Source organism: Pseudarthrobacter sp., assembly GCF_036675385.1.
GTDB lineage: Bacteria > Actinomycetota > Actinomycetes > Actinomycetales > Micrococcaceae > Arthrobacter.
In genome coordinates this window covers 36,966-53,970 of the sequence record NZ_JAKFFD010000136.1, presented here as the reverse complement: position 1 = coordinate 53,970, position 17,005 = coordinate 36,966, and the positions used below count along the sequence as shown (strand labels likewise).

The following is a 17,005-nucleotide window of genomic DNA, read 5'->3' as shown; positions in this document are numbered from 1 at the left end:
TCCTGCAGCTCGACGTAGGCGCTCATGCCTTCACGGGCGTAACCGTGGGCGAGATCGAACATCGAGTAGTTCAGGGCGTGGAAGCCGGCCAGGGTGATGAACTGGAACGTGAAGCCCATGGCGCCGAGTTCACGCTGGAACTTGGCGATCGTGGCGTCGTCCAGGTGCTTGCGCCAGTTGAACGACGGCGAGCAGTTGTAGGAGAGCATCTGGTCCGGGAAGTCAGCCTTGACGGCCTCGGCGAACTTGCGGGCCAGCTCCAGGTCCGGGGTGCCCGTCTCCATCCAGATGAGGTCGGAGTACGGTGCGTAGGCCTTGGCGCGGGCGATGCAGGGTTCGATGCCGTTGCGGACCTTGTAGAAGCCTTCCGGGGTGCGTTCGCCAGTGACGAATTCCTGGTCGCGGGGATCGACGTCGGAGGTGATCAGCGTGGCTGCCTCGGCGTCGGTGCGGGCGATGACCACCGAGGGGGTGCCGGCGACGTCGGCCGCCAGGCGGGCGGCGTTCAAGGTCCGGACGTGCTGCTGCGTGGGGATGAGGACCTTGCCGCCGAGGTGGCCGCACTTCTTCTCCGAGGCGAGCTGGTCTTCCCAGTGCACGCCTGCCGCGCCGGCCTGGATCATGGATTTCATGAGCTCGTAGGCGTTCAGCGGGCCGCCGAAGCCGGCCTCGGCGTCGGCAACGATCGGCACCATCCAGTCCTCGACCGTCTGGATGCCTTCGGAGAATTCGATCTGGTCCGCACGGAGCAGGGCGTTGTTGATGCGGCGCACCACAGTCGGAACCGAGTTGGCCGGGTAGAGGGACTGGTCCGGGTAGGTGTGGCCGGAGTTGTTGGCGTCGGCGGCAACCTGCCAGCCGGAGAGGTAGATGGCGCGGAGGCCGGCCTTGACCTGCTGCACGGCCTGGTTGCCGGTCAGGGCGCCCAGGGCGTTGGTGTACCCGCCGGTCTTGTGCTCTTCGGTGAGCTGCTTCCACAGCTTCTCGGATCCGCGGCGGGCCAGCGTGTGCTCTTCGGAGACGCGGCCGCGGAGCTTGACGACGTCCGTTGCCTTGTAGTCACGGGTCACACCTTCCCAGCGGGGGTTGGCGGCCCACTCAAGCTCCAGGGCGGCGGCCTGCTGTTCGGGCGTCTGCTGGGTGGGCTCAAATGCTGCAGTCATCGTTGTCTCCTTGATTGAGCTCCGGGTGTTTATCGGCCGGCCGAAGCTGCTTCCTTGCAGCTCCGACCAGCTTCCCGGTGCGGTGTTTCTTTCCGTGATTACTACTTTTCAGCACTTCACAACACTTCTCTAGGGGAAAACCATGGAAAGAAATGCATTTCTTCGCGTATGCTCAAGAAATGACGCCTGGAAGCTGGAACCGCGAAGTCGCCCTACCGCCGTCGTCCGCTGCCTCCCCGGAACTGGACGTCATCAGCCTGGGCCGCCGCGTGCGGCATCTGCGCAAGCAGGCCGGGTACACACTCGATGACCTGGGCGCCGCCGTCGGGACGGCCCCCAGCCAGTTGAGCCTGATCGAAAACGGCAAGCGGGAGCCCAAACTTTCCCTGCTGCAGGGGCTGGCCGCGGCCCTGAACGTGAGCATCGACCAGTTGCTTGGCGCCGAGCCGCCGAGCCGCCGCGCGGCCCTGGAAATTGAGCTGGAACGCTACCAGCGCGGGCCCCTGTACGAGTCCCTTAATCTGCCCAAAATCCGCATCAGCTCGCGGCTTCCGGTCGATGTGTTGGAGGCGCAGGTGGGGCTGCTGCATGAGCTCGAACGCAAGTTGAACGAGCAGGTGGCGACGCCGGAGGAAGCCCGCCGCGCGAACGGTGAGCTGCGTGCCATGATGCGTGAGCGCGGCAACTACTTCCCGGAGTATGAAGCCGAGGCCCAGAAGGTCCTGGGACTGGTGGGGTACACGGCCGGGCCGCTGAGCCAGCACGTCATCGCCGACATCGCCGAGAAGCTCGGATTCACCCTCCATCACGTGAGCGATCTGCCGCATTCCACCCGTTCAGTGACGGATTTGAAGAATCACAGAATTTACCTGACGCAGAGCCAGCGGCAGGACCACGACCCCCGCTCGGTGCTATTGCAGGCGCTGGGGCACTACGTCCTGGGGCACGAGACGCCGAAAAACTACGGCGACTTCCTCGGCCAGCGGGTGGCCACCAACTACTTCGCGGCCGCGCTCCTGCTGCCCGAGCAGGCCACCGTGGACTTCCTGCAGAAGGCCAAGGCGGCCAAGGAAATCGCGGTTGAGGACATCCGGGATGCCTTTGCCGTGTCCTACGAGACCGCCGCGCACCGCTTCACCAACCTGGCCACGAAGCACCTGGGCATCACCACCCACTTCCAGAAGACCCACAAGAGCGGCATCATCTACAAGGCCTACGAGAACGACGGCGTGACGTTCCCGATGGACCACACCGGCGCCATCGAGGGCCAGCCGTCGTGCAAGGCGTGGACGTCACGGGCGGTGTTTGATGTGCCGGACAAGTTCAGCGCGTACAGCCAGTACACCGACACTCCGTCCGGCACATATTGGTGCACGGCCCGGACCGAGCGATCGGCCAACGGCGAGTTCTCCCTGAGCATCGGGGTGCCGTACCAGCACGTGAAATGGTTCCGCGGCCGGGAAACCACGGCGCGCGAAAAGTCCACATGCCCCGACCCGAACTGCTGCAAACGGCCCCCGGCAGCACTGGCCTCCGAGTGGGCTGGAAACGCCTGGCCGGCGGCTCGCGCCAACACGCACCTGCTGGCCGCGATGCCGCCCGGCGCGTTCCCCGGCGTGGACGAGACCGAGGTCTACTCGTTCCTGGCTGCGCACTCGGGGAGCTGACCCGCAGGACGCTCTCTCACTTAAGGCGGGTTTTTCCCGGACGCTCTCTCACTTTCTTGGAGCAAGTGATAGAGCGTTCACGTATTTGCCGCAGCAAGTGATAGAGCGTTTCCTTACCCGTGGAGCTCCCGGTACGCCGCGACGGCGCCGGGGTGCAGGGGCAAACCCGCGGTGTTGATCAAGGATTCGGGGCTCAGGAACTGGACGCCCAGGCTGGAGCGCGGGATCAGTTCCTCGGCATGGCCCACCAGCAGTTCGACGGTCCGCCTGACGGTCCGGTCATCAAGATCGCTCCGGCACAGCAGCAGGTTCGCCACGCCCACGGTCCAAACAGCCGGAATGCCCGCGTAGGCGCCCGCCGGGATCAGCACCCGGTCGTAGAAGACGCCGTATTTCGCCCGCAGTGCCGGCAGCAGCGGCGACAGATCCAGGAAACCCAGCCCGACGTCGTCGTTCGCGGCGGCAATGGCCGCAGTCGGCACGCCGCCCGACCAGAACAACGCGTCCACCGTTCCGTCCCGCAGTGCCGCGAGGCCCTCATTGAGGCCGAGGCTCAGCACCGTAACGCCGCCGGCGGTGCCCGCAGTGGTGCTCAGCCCGGCAGCCTCGAGCAGCCGCGGAGTGGTCAGCGACGTCCCCGAGCCAGGCTCGCCGACAGCCACGGTCCGGCCGGCAAGCCCGCTAATGTCCCGGATTTCGCTGTTGTGCCGGATGACGCAGTGGACGTAGTTCTCGTACACCTTTCCGACGGCGGAAAGTCCGACGGCGGGCGGCTCACCCGCCGCTGTGCTTTGGGCAGCCGAATCCGCGAGCGCGACGGCGAACGTGGCTTTGCCGGTCAGCAGATGTTCGAGGTTGTCCAGGCTGCCGCCGGTAGTCAGCGCCGTGGCTTGGCCTGCAACGCCGTGACGCTGGAGGGACGCCGCCAGCAGCTCGGCGAACTCGAGGTAGAAGCCTCCGGGCTCGCCCCCGGCCACGGTCACGGTGCCCGGGCGGTCCGTCGGCGTACACGCACCCAGGCCCGGCAGCAGCAGCCCGGACAACCCGGCCGCGAGTCCGGCCTTGAGGACGGTCCGCCGCGGGGGATCAGGGGGAAGCGGGGGACTCGGGGGCAGGGCCCGTGCTCCGGACAACCGCCCCCCGAACACGTCACCCACGCGGAGCCGCCTGCTCCGGCCCGGTCTGCTCCGGCCCGGCAAAACTTCCCGGCAGCTCCGCGGCCCACGGAAACTCGAGCCGCGCAATCAGGCCATGCGGCGAGGCCTCGGCAAGCACCAGCCGGCCACCGTTGGCCGCTGCCAGCTTGTCCACGATGGTCATGCCCAGCCCGGTCCCGCGGATGCTCCTGTGCGCCGGGGACCGCCAGAAGCGGCTGGTGGCCGCTGCCCGTTCGTCGGCGGAAAGCCCGGGGCCGTCGTCGGACACTTCGATGATCACCATGCTTTGGCGCTCGCGGGCAGCCACCGAGATGTGGGCGCCGGGAGCGTACTTGATGGCGTTGTTCAGAAGTTCGCCCACCATCTGGGCCAGCTCTGCGGCGCTGCACGCGATGTGCACGGCGGGGGCCGGCGGACCTGCCAGCAGGATCGATGCTCCGCCGAGCTGGGCGGCGGGGCCCGCCCGTTCGGTTTCTTCCTGCAGGACCGGGTACGGATCAAGCGGCGCCTGTGCCGCGGGCGCCGGGGTTCCCAGCGGGCCCCGGGCGGAGTCCTCGGATGCCCGGTGCTCGGCGGCCGCCAACCGAAGTACTCCGTCCAGGATCTCCTCGACACGTTCAAGCTCGGCCAGCACGCCAGCGGCGGCGTCGTGCTCCCGGGCGGTCCTCAGTTCCAGCTGCAGCAGGTCGATCCTGAGCCGCAGGGCGCCCACGGGATTGCGCAGTTCGTGCGATGTGTCCGCTATCAGTTGCCGCTGCGAATCGAGGCTTTGGCTGACGGTCTGCGCCATGGTGGTGAATGAACGGCTCAGTTCCCGAAGTTCCGGCGGCCCGGCTTCGGGAAGCTGGCCGGTCCGGCCTGTTGCCTCAAGCTCCGTCACGGCCGCGTTCAGGCGGTGCACAGGCCGGAGGACCCACTCGGTCACGCGGGCCGCACCAAGCAGGAGCACAGCGGCCAGGACCGCCGCCGCCAATGCCACCATGAGCCACCGTTCCCGCAGTTTCTGCCGGGCCGGGTCCAGGTTGACCTCGAGGACGGCCTCGCCCAGGACCTGGCTCGCGCTGCCGAAGGAGCGGGAGATCACCTCGGAGGAGGGCCCGAACGGCTGCAGCGGGCTGAGCGTGGTGTCGCTGAGGTTCAGGTTCGCCCTGGCCACGGCGTCACGGACGTCCGGCCGGTCCTCGCTCAGGCCGCCGGAGCGTAGGGTGCCCTGCTGGAGGCGGATCAGGACTCCTTCGCCGTAGAGCTCGGAATACCGGTCCATCTCCGTCTGCAGTTGTGCGGTCTCGCCGGCGGAGGCTGCGTCGAACGCCACCTGTGCCAGGCGGTTGAGCGACGCGGCCCGGTTGATCTGGAGTTCCTGCGTCAGTTCCCGGCCGGCCGAGGTCAGGATCACGTTGGACGTGATGATGACGATAAGTACCGCCAGGACACTCAGGATGCCCAGGACGCGCAGTTTCACGCCGGGTCCGCCTCGACCCGGTAGCCGACGCCGCGGACGTTGATGATGAAGCCCGGTAACTGGAGCTTCGCCCGCAGCGCGGTCAGGTGCACGTCAAGGGAACGGGAAGAGGCCACGAAGGCGTCGCCCCACAGCGCATCCAGGATCTGTTCGCGGGTGACCACGGAGCCGGCGTGGCTGGCCAACAGTGCCAGCAGGTCGAACTCGGTGGCCGTCAACGGCAGCACCTCGGAACGGAGGGCGGCCACGCGCCGCTCGAGGTCGATCTCAAGATCACCCAGCACCACGCTCTGCTGCCGCGAGCCGCCATAGCGGCCGGCACGCCGGGTGACGGCTTCGATGCGGGCAAGAAGTTCCACGAGCTTCACAGGCTTAACGAGGTAGTCGTCCGCTCCCGACCGCAGGCCGAGCACTACGCTGCGTTCGTCGTCGCGCGCGGTGAGAATCAGGATGGGCACCGGCGTGACCTGGCGCAGTTTCCGCAGCACCTCCAGCCCGTCCATATCGGGAAGGCCGAGGTCCAGCAGGATCACTTCGAACTTCCGGTGGACCAGCAGGGCGTCTGCTCCGCGGGCAACCCGGGTGGGGTTGTGCCCCGCGGTCGCGACGGCGGCGGCGAGGGCGGACGCCATGGCGTCGTCGTCCTCGACGATGAGCAACTCCATGGCCTGGTTCCCTTATTCGCTGAGCGGGCAACGCAAACTGCCCGCTTTGGAGATTACCCCGTCTCCCGCCGAAACCTAAGGAAGTGTTAGGAAATGCCCTCCCACGTTGGATGTGCCTTGCATCACGCATAACTTGGATGAGGCCCTCGGCGTTTGAGGGGGGCCCGTCAACGTCGAGGAGGAACCATGGGCAACGTAGCCATGGACAGCACGAAAGCAAGAACAGCGCCGCAACCCGGGGAGGTTCAGCGATGAGCGCCCAGCACGCGGTCCAGAGCGAGGCCGCACAGACCCGTCGGGCCGTGAGCAACATCCTCAAGGGTTCAGCGGGCAACCTCGTGGAGTGGTACGACCTCTACGTTTACACAGTCTTCGCGGCGTACTTCCAGTCGCACTTCTTCAATTCCCAAGACGACCTGCAGGCCGGGCTCGAGGCCATGGCCGTCTTCTCGACGTCGTTCCTGATGCGTCCGGTGGGCGCCTGGTTCTTCGGCCGCTATGCCGACCGCAAGGGCCGCAAGGCGGCCCTGACGCTCAGCGTGACGATCATGTCCGCCGGTTCCTTCGCCATCGCCATCCTGCCGACGACCCAGCAGATAGGCGTCTGGGCGCTGATTCTGCTGATCCTTGTGCGGCTGGTCCAGGGCTTCTCCGTGGGCGGCGAATACGGCACCAGCGCCACCTACATGTCCGAGGCCGCCACGTCCAAACGCCGCGGCTTCTTCTCAAGCTTCCAGTACGTCACGCTGATCGGCGGCCAGATGCTGGCCCTGCTGGTGCTCGTCATCCTGCAGAACACCATGGACAAGGGCGCCCTGACTGAGTGGGGCTGGCGCATCCCCTTCGCGATCGGCGGCGTCGCCGCGCTCGTGGTCCTGTGGCTGCGGCGCTCGATGGAAGAAACCGTGTCCGCCGAGCAGGTCGAGGCCGCCAAGGTTCCGGCCGTGGCCGGCGTTGCCCAACCCGGCACCATGAGGTTGCTGTTCACCCAGCACTGGAAGCCGCTGCTGATCTGCATCGGCGTCACCCTCGGCGGTACCGTGGCGTTCTACACGTACACCAACTTCATTCTGAAGTTCATGAACGATACCTCCGGGATCGCCAAGACCGACACCTCCGTGATCAACTTCTGGGCGCTGTTCATCTTCATGCTGCTCCAGCCGGTCTACGGGATCATCTCGGACAAGGTCGGGCGCCGGCCGCTGCTGCTCTGGTTCGGCATCACGGGTGTGTTGTTCACCTGGCCGCTGCTATCCACCCTGTCCAACACCAAGGACCCGTTCACGGCATTCCTGCTGATGCTGGGCGGCCTGCTGATCGTCGGCGGCTACACCTCGATCAACGCCCTCGTGAAGGCCGAGCTGTTCCCGGCCTCCATCCGCGCCCTCGGCGTCGGCCTGGGCTACGCGATCGCCAACTCGCTCTTCGGCGGCACCGTCCCGCTGCTTGGTGCGGCGTTCCAGAAGGCCGAGCGCGTGGACCTGTTCTTCACGTACGTCACGGTTGCCATCGCTATTTCGCTGTTGGTCTACATCTTCGCCCTGAAGAACAAGAAGACCACCCACCTGGACCGCGAACAGGGCGACGCCTGGAACCGCCCGGCCAAGGACGACGACAAGGACAAGGACCTCATCAACGCCTAGCGCTGTGGGCAGCTCCAGTGGGCGTACGACGGCGGGTGGCCACCCGCCGTCGTACGCCCACCGCGCCGCCCCCGCACCCCGGACGCTCTCTCAGATAATGCGGCAAATCCCGGGACGCTCTCTCACTTTCTTGAGGAAAGTGAGAGAGCGTCCCGGGTTTTCTTGCGGTAAGTGAGAGAGCGTTTGAATGAGACCAAAATGAGTGCAAAGCGTGACCGTTCAGGCATCGTCTCGCGCCGCCGTCGCTGGTTCACTGGGAGCAGGCGGATTCCCGCCCTTGTGTGCCGGGGGAGGCGACAGTGGTGTTTCGTTTTCAGCGGGCGGTGGCCTTGGGTGCGGTGCTGGGACTGGCAGCATGTGCGGCCCCGGCCCCTGCGCCTCCGGAGCTCCTGACGGCCGACGGCGTGGAGCGGGTTTCGGTGGACCGCGCGGCTTATGCCGCTGAACTGCGCTCCTTCCGGGCTTCCGCCCTGGGCCTTGGCGAGGCGCTGCTGGCGGACGGCGGAGACGGCGCCAACGGGAACGTCGTGTCCTCGCCCGGGAGCCTGCTGATTGCCCTCGCGATGCTTCGCTCCGGCGCGTCGGGCGAGACCGCGGCGGAGATGGACAGCGTCCTGGGACTCCCCGCAGAGAATCGCGACGAGGCCATGAACGCGGTCCTCAGCTCACTTGCGAAGTTCGACGGCGACCCCGGCGCAGTGGATGAGGACAACCCGCCGCGGAAACCGGTCATGCATGCGGCCAACGGGCTGTTCGTGGACAAGGGTGTGCCCACCGGCGAGTCCTTCCTGGACACGCTGGCCCGGCACTACGGAACGGGCGTGTATCCCGTGGACTTCAGCGATGAGGGTGCCACGAAGCCCGCCATCGATGCCTGGGTCAACAGGAACACGGGTGGCCGGATCAAGGAAGCCCCGGCAGAGTACGACCGCCGGAACACCTTCAGCCTCCTCAATTCCCTGTATTTTGCCTCCGCCTGGAGCGCGCCGTTTGACCCGAATGCCACCTCGGACCTCCCCTTCACCACAGCTGCCGGCGAGGAAATCGATGCGCCTGCCATGCACAACGAGGCGGAGATGAAGTACGCGGAAGGTGCAGGCTGGCGGGGCGTGGACCTTCCCTACGCCGACGGTTTCGTCATGCGTCTGGTCCTGCCGGGGGCCGGATCCGACGCGGTCGCCGGGGCCGGGTCCCGCCCCGCCTCGGCTGCCTTCGGTGCGGAAACGCTAGCGGAAATCGCGGACGCCTTCGACACCGCAGCGCTGGAGACAGTGCAGATCCAGCTGCCCCGTTGGGACCACAAGTGCAGCTTTGACCTGCGGAAGGTGTTTGGGTCCCTGGGACTCAAGAAGACGCTCGACACCACGGAGGATTTCAACAACATCCAGCCCAGGATGGCGATCACCCAGGCCGCGCAGGCTGCCAACATCACGGTCGCCGAAAAGGGCACCATCGCAGCCGCGGTGACCCAGATCAACGGAGCTGTCACCAGCGCTCCGCCGCAGCCTGAGCGGTCCATCAGCTTCGACCGGCCGTTCCACTACCAGATCGTCCATGTGGAAACCGGCCTGCCGCTGTTTATGGGAACGGTGGCCGACCCGCGCTCGTGACCGCGCCTCCCCGGGCTGAGCCTAACTAACTGGTCCTGCGGGAATTGCGGCGGCGCAGCAGGGCGCCATAGCCGGCAAAGAGCCGCGGCACCACGATATAGACAGCAACCGGAACCACCACGAGCGTCAGGACGAGTGCCCGGAGCGCTGGATGCCAGCCCTCGGTCAGGGGTGCCACAACCATCATGCCCACGGCCACCAGCGGAAAGATGGCCAGCCACGTGATGACGGCGCGGACGTGGATGGACGGCGCCTGCGGCACCGGTCCGTGAGAAGTGACCGAAGCCTGAGTTGGGGCGGCTGGCGCGGGAGCAGTTGCTGTGGGGCCGAGGGTGCTGTTCATGGCTAACTCCAACTAGTTGGTTGCTTTTGATGAAAGCGAGACTAGTACGGGCTCCGTAAAAGTGCAACTAGTTGGTTGGAAACGGGTAGGATCGTGACATGGCCTGGAACACTGACCGCACCAAAGCGCTGCTGCTGACTGCCGCCACCGAGGAGTTCAGTGACAAGGGCCTTGCGGGGGCGCGCGTGGACCGCATTGCTGCCGCGGCGGGCGTGAACAAGGAACGCATCTACCAGTACTTCGGCAAGAAGGATGAGCTGTTCGACGCCGTCCTGGCCGCTGAACTGGTGCGGGTGATGTCCGAGGTCCCCATCGAAGGTCATGGCGCGGCGTCCATCGGAGAGTACGCCGGCAAGCTTTTTGACCGTCACACGAACGACGGCGCCCTGGCCCGGCTCCTGTTCTGGGAAGGCCTGGAGCGCGGGAGGAATACCGTGGACCGGGCCACACGCGCGGACCACTGCGCCACAAAAGTGGACCAGATGCTGGCAGTTCTGCCCGGAATCGACCGCACGGATGCGGCCGACCTGGTCCTCACCATCGTGACCCTGTGCGACGGCTGGACGGTGCTGCCCCAGATCGACGCCCTCTTGGCGGGCTCCGCTCCGGACCGCCTGGACCGCCGTCGGGCCTTTATTGTGCGGACGGCCACGCTGGTAGCCGACGCCCTGCTGGAAGAGGCCCGGCTGGAAAAGACGCCGTTGGAAGACTCAAGAAGCTAGCGCGCGCCGCCCTGCCAGAGGGCGTCGAACGGCGCACCGGAGGCCACACGGTTGCGGATACCCGCGGTGACAAAGTTCTTGGCGGTCCGCGCAGCCTCCAGCGGCGTGGCGCCCTTGGCCAGCTCGGCCGTCACCGCCGCGGCGAGGGAGCAGCCGGCACCGGACACGGCCACCTCGCCCACCTTGGGAGCGCTCAGGACCTCAAGGGTCTCGCCGTCGTAGTAAACGTCGACGGCGTCCGGGCCTGCCAGCCGCACCCCGCCCTTGGCCAGGACCGCGGCGCCGCTGAGCTCGTGGATGCGGACTGCTGCGGCTTTCAGGGACTCGACGTCGGTGATCGCCAGGCCGGACAGCGATTCGGCTTCGAAGTGGTTGGGTGTGACAAATGTGGCCAGCGGCAGGATCTGCGCCTTCAGGGCCTGGTCCGTGTCCAGTGCGTGGCCCGGCTCCTGGCCCTTGCAGATCAGCACCGGATCCAGCACTACATTGCGGAACCGGCCCGTTTCCAGCGCCGCGGCGACCGTGCTGATGGTGGCCGGGCTGCCCAGCATGCCGATCTTCACGGTGTCCAGGATCGGACGGCCTGGAGCTGACGGCTCGCCCGAAGCACTCTCGGAGGCGGCGCCCGATGCCGGACCGTAGGCCGCCGTCGTGGCTTCCAACTGGTCCACCGGCACAAAACGGTGGTTCCAGTTGTCGCTCGGATCGAAGGAGACGATGCAGGTCAGGTTGGCGATGCCAAACACACCCAGCTCCTGGAACGTCTTCAGGTCGGCCTGGGCTCCGGCGCCACCCGTGGCTTCGGATCCCGCGATGGTCAGGACGACGGCGGGAGCGGACACGGGGGACTGGAGGGCAGCTGAAGCTAAAGTCATGGCACTATCCTGCCATCCGGCGTCGGGCCCTATTGTTCGGTGGGAGAATGGCGTGACAGTGCTAATACAGCCAGCGGCCCGCGCAACTTTCGTTGCGGGAACGGTACGCCGAGCGAACCACTACGAATGGAATCCCCATGCCTTCCTCCTCAGGCCCTGACGCCCAGCCCATCGCCGACTCCGCCCGGACGGCGCCGAAATTCGCATCGATCGGTTCGCCGTACTTCGGCATCATGCTGGCGTTTATGGCCGTGGTGCTGATCCTGTCCAACATCGGGGCGTCCAAGGGCGTCGCGATCGGTCCGATCATCACCGACGGCGGCTTCTTCCTCTTCCCGCTCGCCTACATCCTGGGCGACGTCATCAGCGAGGTCTACGGTTTCAAGGTGGCGCGCAAGGCCATTTTCACCACCTTTGCACTGTCCGTCTTCGCCTCGGTTTGCTACTGGGTGATCATCGCACTGCCCGGCTTTGATGACGATTTCGGCACGGCCAAGCAGGCCGCCCTTGAGGGGGCCCTTGGTCCGGTGCCGCAGATTGTGCTCGCCTCGCTGTTGGCATTCCTGGCCGGCCAGACCATCAACTCGTGGATCCTGGTGAAGATGAAGGCCCGCTCCGGGGAGAAGTCACTCTGGGCGCGGCTGATGGGTTCCTCAGGCGCGGGCGAGTTCGTGGACACCCTGATTTTCTGCAGCATCGCCGCCTCCGTCATCGGCATCACGGACTTCGGCACGTTCCTGAACTACGTGGTGGTGGGCTTTGTTTACAAGACACTCGTGGAGTTCCTGTTTGTGCCGGTAACGTCCCTCGTGATCGGCTGGATCAAGAAGCGCGAACCGAGCTACGGGGTCTGAACGGGCGGGCAGCGGGCCGGGCACGCACTTAGCGGTAGTACTGCGCCAGGGTTTCGGCCTTGAACTCGAAGAAGGACCCGGCTTCGATGGCCAGCCGGGCATCGTCCACCATCTTCACCACAAAGCGCTCGTTGTGGATGGAGATCAGCGTAGCCGAGAGCATTTCCTTGGCCTTGAACAGGTGGTGGATGTAGGCCCGCGAGTAGTTGGCGCAGGCGTAGCAGTCGCAGCCGTCCTGGAGCGGGCCGAAGTCGCGCTTGTACTTGGCGCCGGAGAGGTTGAAGCGGCCGGCAGGCGTGTAGAACGCGGAGTTGCGGGCCACGCGGGTGGGGGAGACGCAGTCGAAGGTGTCCGCGCCGTTCTCGATGGCCGTGAAGATGTCGTCCGGCTCGGAGATGCCCAGCAGGTGCCGCGGCTTGTCCTCAGGCAGTTCCTCGTTGCACCAGCGCACAATCGTGCCCAGGTTTTCCTTCTCCAGTGCCCCGCCGATGCCGTAGCCATCGAAGTCCATGGCGCCAAGGTCCCGGCACGCCTTCCGGCGCAGGTCCTCATACTGGGCACCCTGGATCACGCCAAAGAGTGCCTGGTACGGCTTCCCCACACGAGACGTGGTCAGCCGGAAATGCTCCTCCAGGCAGCGCAGGGCCCACAACCGCGTGCGCTCCAGCGATTCCTCCTGGTAGCCGCGGGAGTTCTGCAGCGTGGTCAGCTCGTCGAAGGCGAACATGATGTCCGCGCCGATCTGGTGCTGGACCTGCATCGAAATTTCGGGGGAAAACCGGTGGCGGTCGCCGTTGAGATGCGATTTGAACCAGACACCGTCGTCGTCGATGTGGGCCAGGCGTTCCTTGCCCGGAGCCACGGCGTCGTCCGGCCCGGAGGTGTCGACCGACTTCATGTCGATGACCTTCTTGAACCCGGACCCCAGGCTCATCACCTGGAACCCGCCGGAGTCCGTGAACGTGGGCCCGGACCAGTTCATAAACGCGCCCAGCCCGCCGGCCTCGTCCAGGATGTCCGCCCCGGGCTGGAGGTACAGGTGGTAGGCGTTGGCCAGAAGCGCCTGCGCCCCGAGGTCCGCCATGGATTCCGGCAGGACGGACTTCACCGTGGCCTTGGTCCCGACGGCGATGAACGCCGGGGTGCGGATCTCACCATGGGGCGTGGTGATGGTCCCCGTGCGGCCCAGGAATTTTCCGCCGTTGGCAGCTGCCTGCGCAGCCGACGGCGCACAGCTGTCAGCAAGGCGGGTGCCAACGGTGAAGGAGAACTGCGACTGGTCGGCTGCAGCGGCGGAGCCGGCCGCCGCCGCCGAGGCTCCCGGTGCGACGGAGTCAGCCGGGACTGCCGAAACGGAGACGGATGGCGCGGGGGCGGGGTTGGCTGGCACGGTTCCAGTGTGCCAGCAAACGCCGCCGATCCCTCAGTGGGCCGCTTCCGATGTGGGGTAGTTCTCAGCCCGCCAACTGTCCCAGAGCGATCGGATCGACTCCAGTTTGTGGGCACCCAGATCGAACGTCGACGCGATCACCATGGCGCCACCGTGGGGCCTTACCCCTTCAATGACGGGCTGGTCCGCCACGATCAGCAGGCCGTCCCCGTGCTCCGCGTAGCTGTGGACAGTGAGCCCTACCTGGTGGTTGCTGCGGAACCAGACCTTCCCGGTGATCTCCTCGCCTGTGGACAGCGTCAGCTTGTACGTCTCACCCGGCGCAGGCACGTCCGACAATCCCAGCTTTTCGATGGCGGAAGCCGGCTCGCCGGGAAATTCGAAGAACATCGTATGCCGCTTGCCGTGCGGGTGGTGTTCCAGCGCGAAGCGGAGTTGCTGCAGGAACGTCAGCCAGCCCTGGGTGATGTCCTCGTCCCAGGCCGCCCACTCAGAGTTGTGGTCCAGGGCTGCCCGCGTGACACTGACCAGCGTCCCCGCGGACACCGGTTTCAGGTCGAAAACGTCGCCGCCATTGGTGGTCAGGCTGGTGTGGTCCGGGGCTTCAACCACGTTGCTGCTGAAGTAGATCCCGTCAATCTCATCGGCCAGTTCGTCAGCCTCCCAGCCGTGCCACTGGGCAACTTTGGCCGGTTCACGCAGCATGGTCCAGACCTGCGGCGCATCAGCATTTATCACCACGCTCAGATTGTTCGTCATAGCCCGAATCTACAACGCGGGCGCAGCCCCGGGTAGGGGGCAATTCCCCCACCCCGACTGCTTAGGCCCGGACAGCCTCGAGTTCGTTGCTGATCCGGCGCTGGAGCTCGCCGACGCCGATCGTCTCAGACCCGCCGTGTGCGCGCAGGAACAGCAGGGATTCGAGGCGCAGCAGCCGCCACTCCCGCTCGGCCTCGTGGTTTGAGTTGTCGATCGAGCGGAAGATCTCTTTGTCGTACAGGTTGGGTTCGTTCAGCGAACGCTGGCGCACCTTGGCATTCATCCGCGCCTTGAACGGGTCCGTTTCCTGGGTTTCCGGCAAACGCAGCAGCTTTTCATAGACTTCGGCGCGCTCCTCCTGCCGCTCCTGGCGGCAGATGAAGCTGGACAACGCCAGCGACGCCTCCACGGACGCCCACCGGCCCGGGTTGCCGTCGAACGGGAGGACGTTGAGCAGGTCCGCCACGGTGAGCGCCCCGTCCGGATCCTTGAGCGTGATGAACAGCTCGTGGGCCAGGTCGCTGAGGTCCTTGAGGCAGCTGCCGGACTTGAAGTTGATGCCCTTGGCCAGCTTGTCCGCCAGCAGCAGCACGCCAACGGCGTCCGGGTGGGCTTCCGCGGCAGCCTCCACCACCGCTTCGGGTGTGCCCTGCGGCGCCGGAATCAGCGCCAGTTCTTCCGCGGACGGGCCGCTTATCGCGGGCGGGATGGCCGGCGGGGGAGGTACGACGACGGCAGGAGCCGCCGGGGCAACGTCCGGTTCGCCGGTGTGCTGGGGCTGTTCGGCAGGGGGTTGCGCCGCGACCGTAAGCTGCGTGACGGCGTCGGGCGTTGTGTCCTGAACGGGGGCGCCCCGAACGGTGGTGTCCGGAACCGTGATGACCCGGACTGTTGTGTCCAGGATCTTCACGGTGGAGCCGGCCGCGATGCGGAGGGTGCCGCCGCCGGTGAGGTTTGCCAGGACCACCGCGGGGGTCCCGAAATCATCCGGTTCAAACTCCACGTGCTGGATTTCGGCGGTGCGTTCACCGTCGGGGAGGAGGAGCTGATCGCCGGTGGTCAGAGATCCAGCCTGCTGTTCGCTGTAGTGCCTGGCGGCTGGGGTTTCGGTCATGGGAGTCCTTAAGTTCTCTTGCGGTCCGCCCTACAGTCTACAAAGCGGGGCGCCGGAAGTCGGGGACGCCGGGGAACCCGCGGGCGTCAGTGACCCACTCCCGCAAAGGCCAGCGCCTGGCGGACCAGGGCGCCGCGGCCGCCGCTGAATTCGAGCTGGACGTCGGGGCTTAGCACTTCCGCAGGGGTCATCCAGGTCAGTTCCAGGGCGTCCTGGCGGGGTTCGCATTCGCCGGTCACGGGGATGACATACGCCAAGGACACGGCGTGTTGGCGGTCGTCGGTGAAGCCGGTCTGGGACGGGGCCGGGAAGTATTCGGCCACCGTGAAGGGGACCGGGCTGATGGGGAGCTGCGGAAAGGCGAGCGGCCCCAGGTCCTTTTCCATATGGCGCAGGAGCGCGGCGCGGATGGTCTCGCGGTAGATCACGCGGCCAGACACCAGCGACCGGATCATGTTCCCGTCCTCGTCGGCCTGGAGCAGCGTACCAACCTCGTTCACAAAACCCAGCGGATCCAGCCTCACCGGCACGGCCTCCACGTAGATCATGGGGAGCCTCCCGCGGGCCTCAAAGAGGTCTTCTTCGGAGAGCCAGCCGGGATTGGGGTCAGGAGTGCGAACGTTCATGGTTAAGTTCTACCCCATCGGGCGGCCTCGGACCGCTGAGGGGTGAGCTATCAGCGTAAAGCGGCGCCCAAAGCGCCCCAAAGCGCCGGAATGTCACCCCTCGGGCCGCTCATCCGCAGAGCCAGCCCGGGCACCCCGGTCCGGAATGAAGCGGATCACGGCGCGGCGCGGCGCTGCGAGATCCAGAGGGTGGGCGGGACATGCGGGGCGGTTGTGGCTGCGGCTGTGTCGGCGGTACCTGCGCTGCCTGCGGCGTCGGGGTTGGCCACGTGCAGGGTCCGGCCGAAGGCTTCTTCGGTTTCGCTGACGTCCAGCCCGGCGGCGGTGAGCCGGTCCCGCAAGGCGCCCAGATCGCCGTCGTACTCAAATCCCAGGCCGGACCGCGGTGGCCCGGATGCCGGCCGCACCATCAGCACCCCGCCGTTCTTGGCGGTAAAGTCGGCGGTTTCGTCGGCGTCCGGGACGGGGCGGAACCTGGCGCCGATGTCCTGCAGCGTCACGGCGGCGGCGCCGGGATCCTCCGTAAACCAGACCCCGACGACGGTCAGCGCCGGATCAGCGTCAGCCGCGTTCGTCTCCCGGGCGCCTTTGTCCGCCAGGAAGCTGAAGCCGTCCCGGCCGGTGACGCGGCACGACTCGCCGTGGTCGGCGGCGATGAGCTCGGCGACCGTGTTCCCGGATTCCTCCGCGGCCAGGGCGGTGCGCCGGGCGAATTCCGCCAGATCGCCCACCTCCACGCCCAAGGCAGTGGTGCCGTCGTCCGTGGCGCCGGTGTCGGCCACATGCAGGGCCAGCCGGCCGGAACCGGCGTCGAACTCCCGCCACGGGCCGTCATCGACGGTCTTGGCCAGGCCCAGGGCAGTCAGGAGCTGTTCCCAACTGTCCGGCAGGGAGGTGAAATGGACGGGTCTGACACGCAGCATGGGTTCCTCCTCGAAACCAGGACAGGTCGGCT

The 17,005-nt window shown here is 66.6% G+C and carries 16 protein-coding genes; 5 read left to right on the top strand and 11 right to left on the bottom strand.

Annotation, left to right across the window (positions count from 1 at the left end; translation table 11 throughout):
• A partial coding sequence (gene aceA, locus V6M49_RS10720) for an isocitrate lyase (protein ID WP_332761095.1) occupies window positions 1-1,163 on the bottom strand: 1,163 nt, incomplete at its 3' end.
• Between the two features lie 152 nt (window positions 1,164-1,315).
• Here aceA and V6M49_RS10715 point away from each other — a divergent pair.
• Complete coding sequence (locus V6M49_RS10715) at window positions 1,316-2,830, top strand: XRE family transcriptional regulator (protein ID WP_141139367.1); 1,515 nt, start codon at window positions 1,316-1,318, stop codon at window positions 2,828-2,830.
• Between the two features lie 113 nt (window positions 2,831-2,943).
• Here V6M49_RS10715 and V6M49_RS10710 read toward each other — a convergent pair whose 3' ends face one another.
• Genes V6M49_RS10710 through V6M49_RS10700 form a run of 3 tightly spaced genes read right to left on the bottom strand, consistent with a single transcriptional unit; the run spans window position 2,944 to window position 6,114 of the window.
• Window positions 2,944-3,945: a TAXI family TRAP transporter solute-binding subunit gene (locus tag V6M49_RS10710; RefSeq protein WP_442959715.1), complete on the bottom strand. Its 1,002-nt coding sequence runs from the start codon at window positions 3,943-3,945 to the stop codon at window positions 2,944-2,946.
• A gap of 34 nt (window positions 3,946-3,979) precedes the next feature.
• Entirely contained in the window at window positions 3,980-5,449 is a 1,470-nt protein-coding gene (locus tag V6M49_RS10705; RefSeq protein ID WP_332761094.1) for a sensor histidine kinase, read from the bottom strand.
• Window positions 5,446-6,114: a response regulator transcription factor gene (locus V6M49_RS10700; protein ID WP_141139369.1), complete on the bottom strand. Its 669-nt coding sequence runs from the start codon at window positions 6,112-6,114 to the stop codon at window positions 5,446-5,448. Before V6M49_RS10700 ends, V6M49_RS10705 begins: the two co-directional genes overlap by 4 nt.
• 251 nt (window positions 6,115-6,365) lie before the next feature.
• On the opposite strand from V6M49_RS10700, the gene V6M49_RS10695 reads away from it, so the two are divergent.
• Window positions 6,366-7,757, top strand: coding sequence for an MFS transporter (locus V6M49_RS10695; RefSeq protein WP_332761093.1), 1,392 nt, complete (start codon window positions 6,366-6,368; stop codon window positions 7,755-7,757).
• 299 nt (window positions 7,758-8,056) lie between these two features.
• A complete protein-coding gene (locus tag V6M49_RS10690) occupies window positions 8,057-9,367 on the top strand; it encodes a serpin family protein (protein ID WP_332761092.1) in 1,311 nt (436 codons plus the stop codon).
• A gap of 25 nt (window positions 9,368-9,392) precedes the next feature.
• Here the strand turns inward: V6M49_RS10690 and V6M49_RS10685 are convergent, their stop codons facing one another.
• Window positions 9,393-9,710, bottom strand: a complete 318-nt coding sequence (locus V6M49_RS10685; protein ID WP_210412478.1) for a hypothetical protein — start codon at window positions 9,708-9,710, stop codon at window positions 9,393-9,395.
• Window positions 9,711-9,808: 98 nt separating this feature from the next.
• Between V6M49_RS10685 and V6M49_RS10680 the strand changes: the two genes are divergently transcribed.
• A complete protein-coding gene (locus V6M49_RS10680) occupies window positions 9,809-10,432 on the top strand; it encodes a TetR/AcrR family transcriptional regulator (RefSeq protein WP_141139371.1) in 624 nt (207 codons plus the stop codon).
• On the opposite strand, the gene V6M49_RS10675 is transcribed toward V6M49_RS10680, so the two are convergent.
• Window positions 10,429-11,307 carry a hydroxymethylpyrimidine/phosphomethylpyrimidine kinase gene (locus V6M49_RS10675; RefSeq protein WP_332761091.1) on the bottom strand — a complete coding sequence of 293 codons (879 nt, stop codon included), beginning with the start codon at window positions 11,305-11,307 and terminating at the stop codon, window positions 10,429-10,431. The genes V6M49_RS10680 and V6M49_RS10675 overlap by 4 nt on opposite strands.
• 137 nt (window positions 11,308-11,444) lie before the next feature.
• Between V6M49_RS10675 and V6M49_RS10670 the strand changes: the two genes are divergently transcribed.
• Complete coding sequence (locus tag V6M49_RS10670; RefSeq protein ID WP_141139373.1) at window positions 11,445-12,161, top strand: queuosine precursor transporter; 717 nt, start codon at window positions 11,445-11,447, stop codon at window positions 12,159-12,161.
• Between the two features lie 28 nt (window positions 12,162-12,189).
• Here V6M49_RS10670 and tgt read toward each other — a convergent pair whose 3' ends face one another.
• The 5 genes from tgt to V6M49_RS10645 form a co-directional block, all read right to left on the bottom strand.
• Window positions 12,190-13,551, bottom strand: a complete 1,362-nt coding sequence (gene tgt / locus V6M49_RS10665; protein ID WP_332761090.1) for a tRNA guanosine(34) transglycosylase Tgt — start codon at window positions 13,549-13,551, stop codon at window positions 12,190-12,192.
• Window positions 13,552-13,584: 33 nt separating this feature from the next.
• Entirely contained in the window at window positions 13,585-14,310 is a 726-nt protein-coding gene (locus V6M49_RS10660; protein WP_141139375.1) for an SRPBCC family protein, read from the bottom strand.
• Window positions 14,311-14,371: 61 nt separating this feature from the next.
• Window positions 14,372-15,424, bottom strand: a complete 1,053-nt coding sequence (locus V6M49_RS10655; protein ID WP_332761089.1) for a DUF6707 family protein — start codon at window positions 15,422-15,424, stop codon at window positions 14,372-14,374.
• 86 nt (window positions 15,425-15,510) lie between these two features.
• Window positions 15,511-16,050 carry an NUDIX hydrolase family protein gene (locus V6M49_RS10650; RefSeq protein ID WP_056349560.1) on the bottom strand — a complete coding sequence of 180 codons (540 nt, stop codon included), beginning with the start codon at window positions 16,048-16,050 and terminating at the stop codon, window positions 15,511-15,513.
• 155 nt (window positions 16,051-16,205) lie between these two features.
• The gene (locus tag V6M49_RS10645; protein ID WP_332761088.1) at window positions 16,206-16,973 is read right to left on the bottom strand and encodes a VOC family protein; all 768 of its coding nucleotides are present in this window, start codon (window positions 16,971-16,973) and stop codon (window positions 16,206-16,208) included.
• Between the last annotated feature and the right edge of the window lie 32 nt (window positions 16,974-17,005).

Bases quoted from the DNA above. Each gene is read 5' to 3' on its own strand.
- V6M49_RS10695 (WP_332761093.1), top strand. From the start codon at position 6,366: ATGAGCGCCCAGCACGCGGTCCAGAGCGAGGCCGCACAGACCCGTCGG.
- V6M49_RS10670 (WP_141139373.1), top strand. From the start codon at position 11,445: ATGCCTTCCTCCTCAGGCCCTGACGCCCAGCCCATCGCCGACTCCGCC.
- V6M49_RS10680 (WP_141139371.1), top strand. From the start codon at position 9,809: ATGGCCTGGAACACTGACCGCACCAAAGCGCTGCTGCTGACTGCCGCC.
- V6M49_RS10685 (WP_210412478.1), bottom strand. From the start codon at position 9,710: ATGAACAGCACCCTCGGCCCCACAGCAACTGCTCCCGCGCCAGCCGCC.
- V6M49_RS10645 (WP_332761088.1), bottom strand. From the start codon at position 16,973: ATGCTGCGTGTCAGACCCGTCCATTTCACCTCCCTGCCGGACAGTTGG.
- V6M49_RS10655 (WP_332761089.1), bottom strand. From the start codon at position 15,424: ATGACCGAAACCCCAGCCGCCAGGCACTACAGCGAACAGCAGGCTGGA.
- V6M49_RS10700 (WP_141139369.1), bottom strand. From the start codon at position 6,114: ATGGAGTTGCTCATCGTCGAGGACGACGACGCCATGGCGTCCGCCCTC.
- V6M49_RS10675 (WP_332761091.1), bottom strand. From the start codon at position 11,307: ATGACTTTAGCTTCAGCTGCCCTCCAGTCCCCCGTGTCCGCTCCCGCC.
- V6M49_RS10650 (WP_056349560.1), bottom strand. From the start codon at position 16,050: ATGAACGTTCGCACTCCTGACCCCAATCCCGGCTGGCTCTCCGAAGAA.
- V6M49_RS10660 (WP_141139375.1), bottom strand. From the start codon at position 14,310: ATGACGAACAATCTGAGCGTGGTGATAAATGCTGATGCGCCGCAGGTC.
- V6M49_RS10715 (WP_141139367.1), top strand. From the start codon at position 1,316: ATGCATTTCTTCGCGTATGCTCAAGAAATGACGCCTGGAAGCTGGAAC.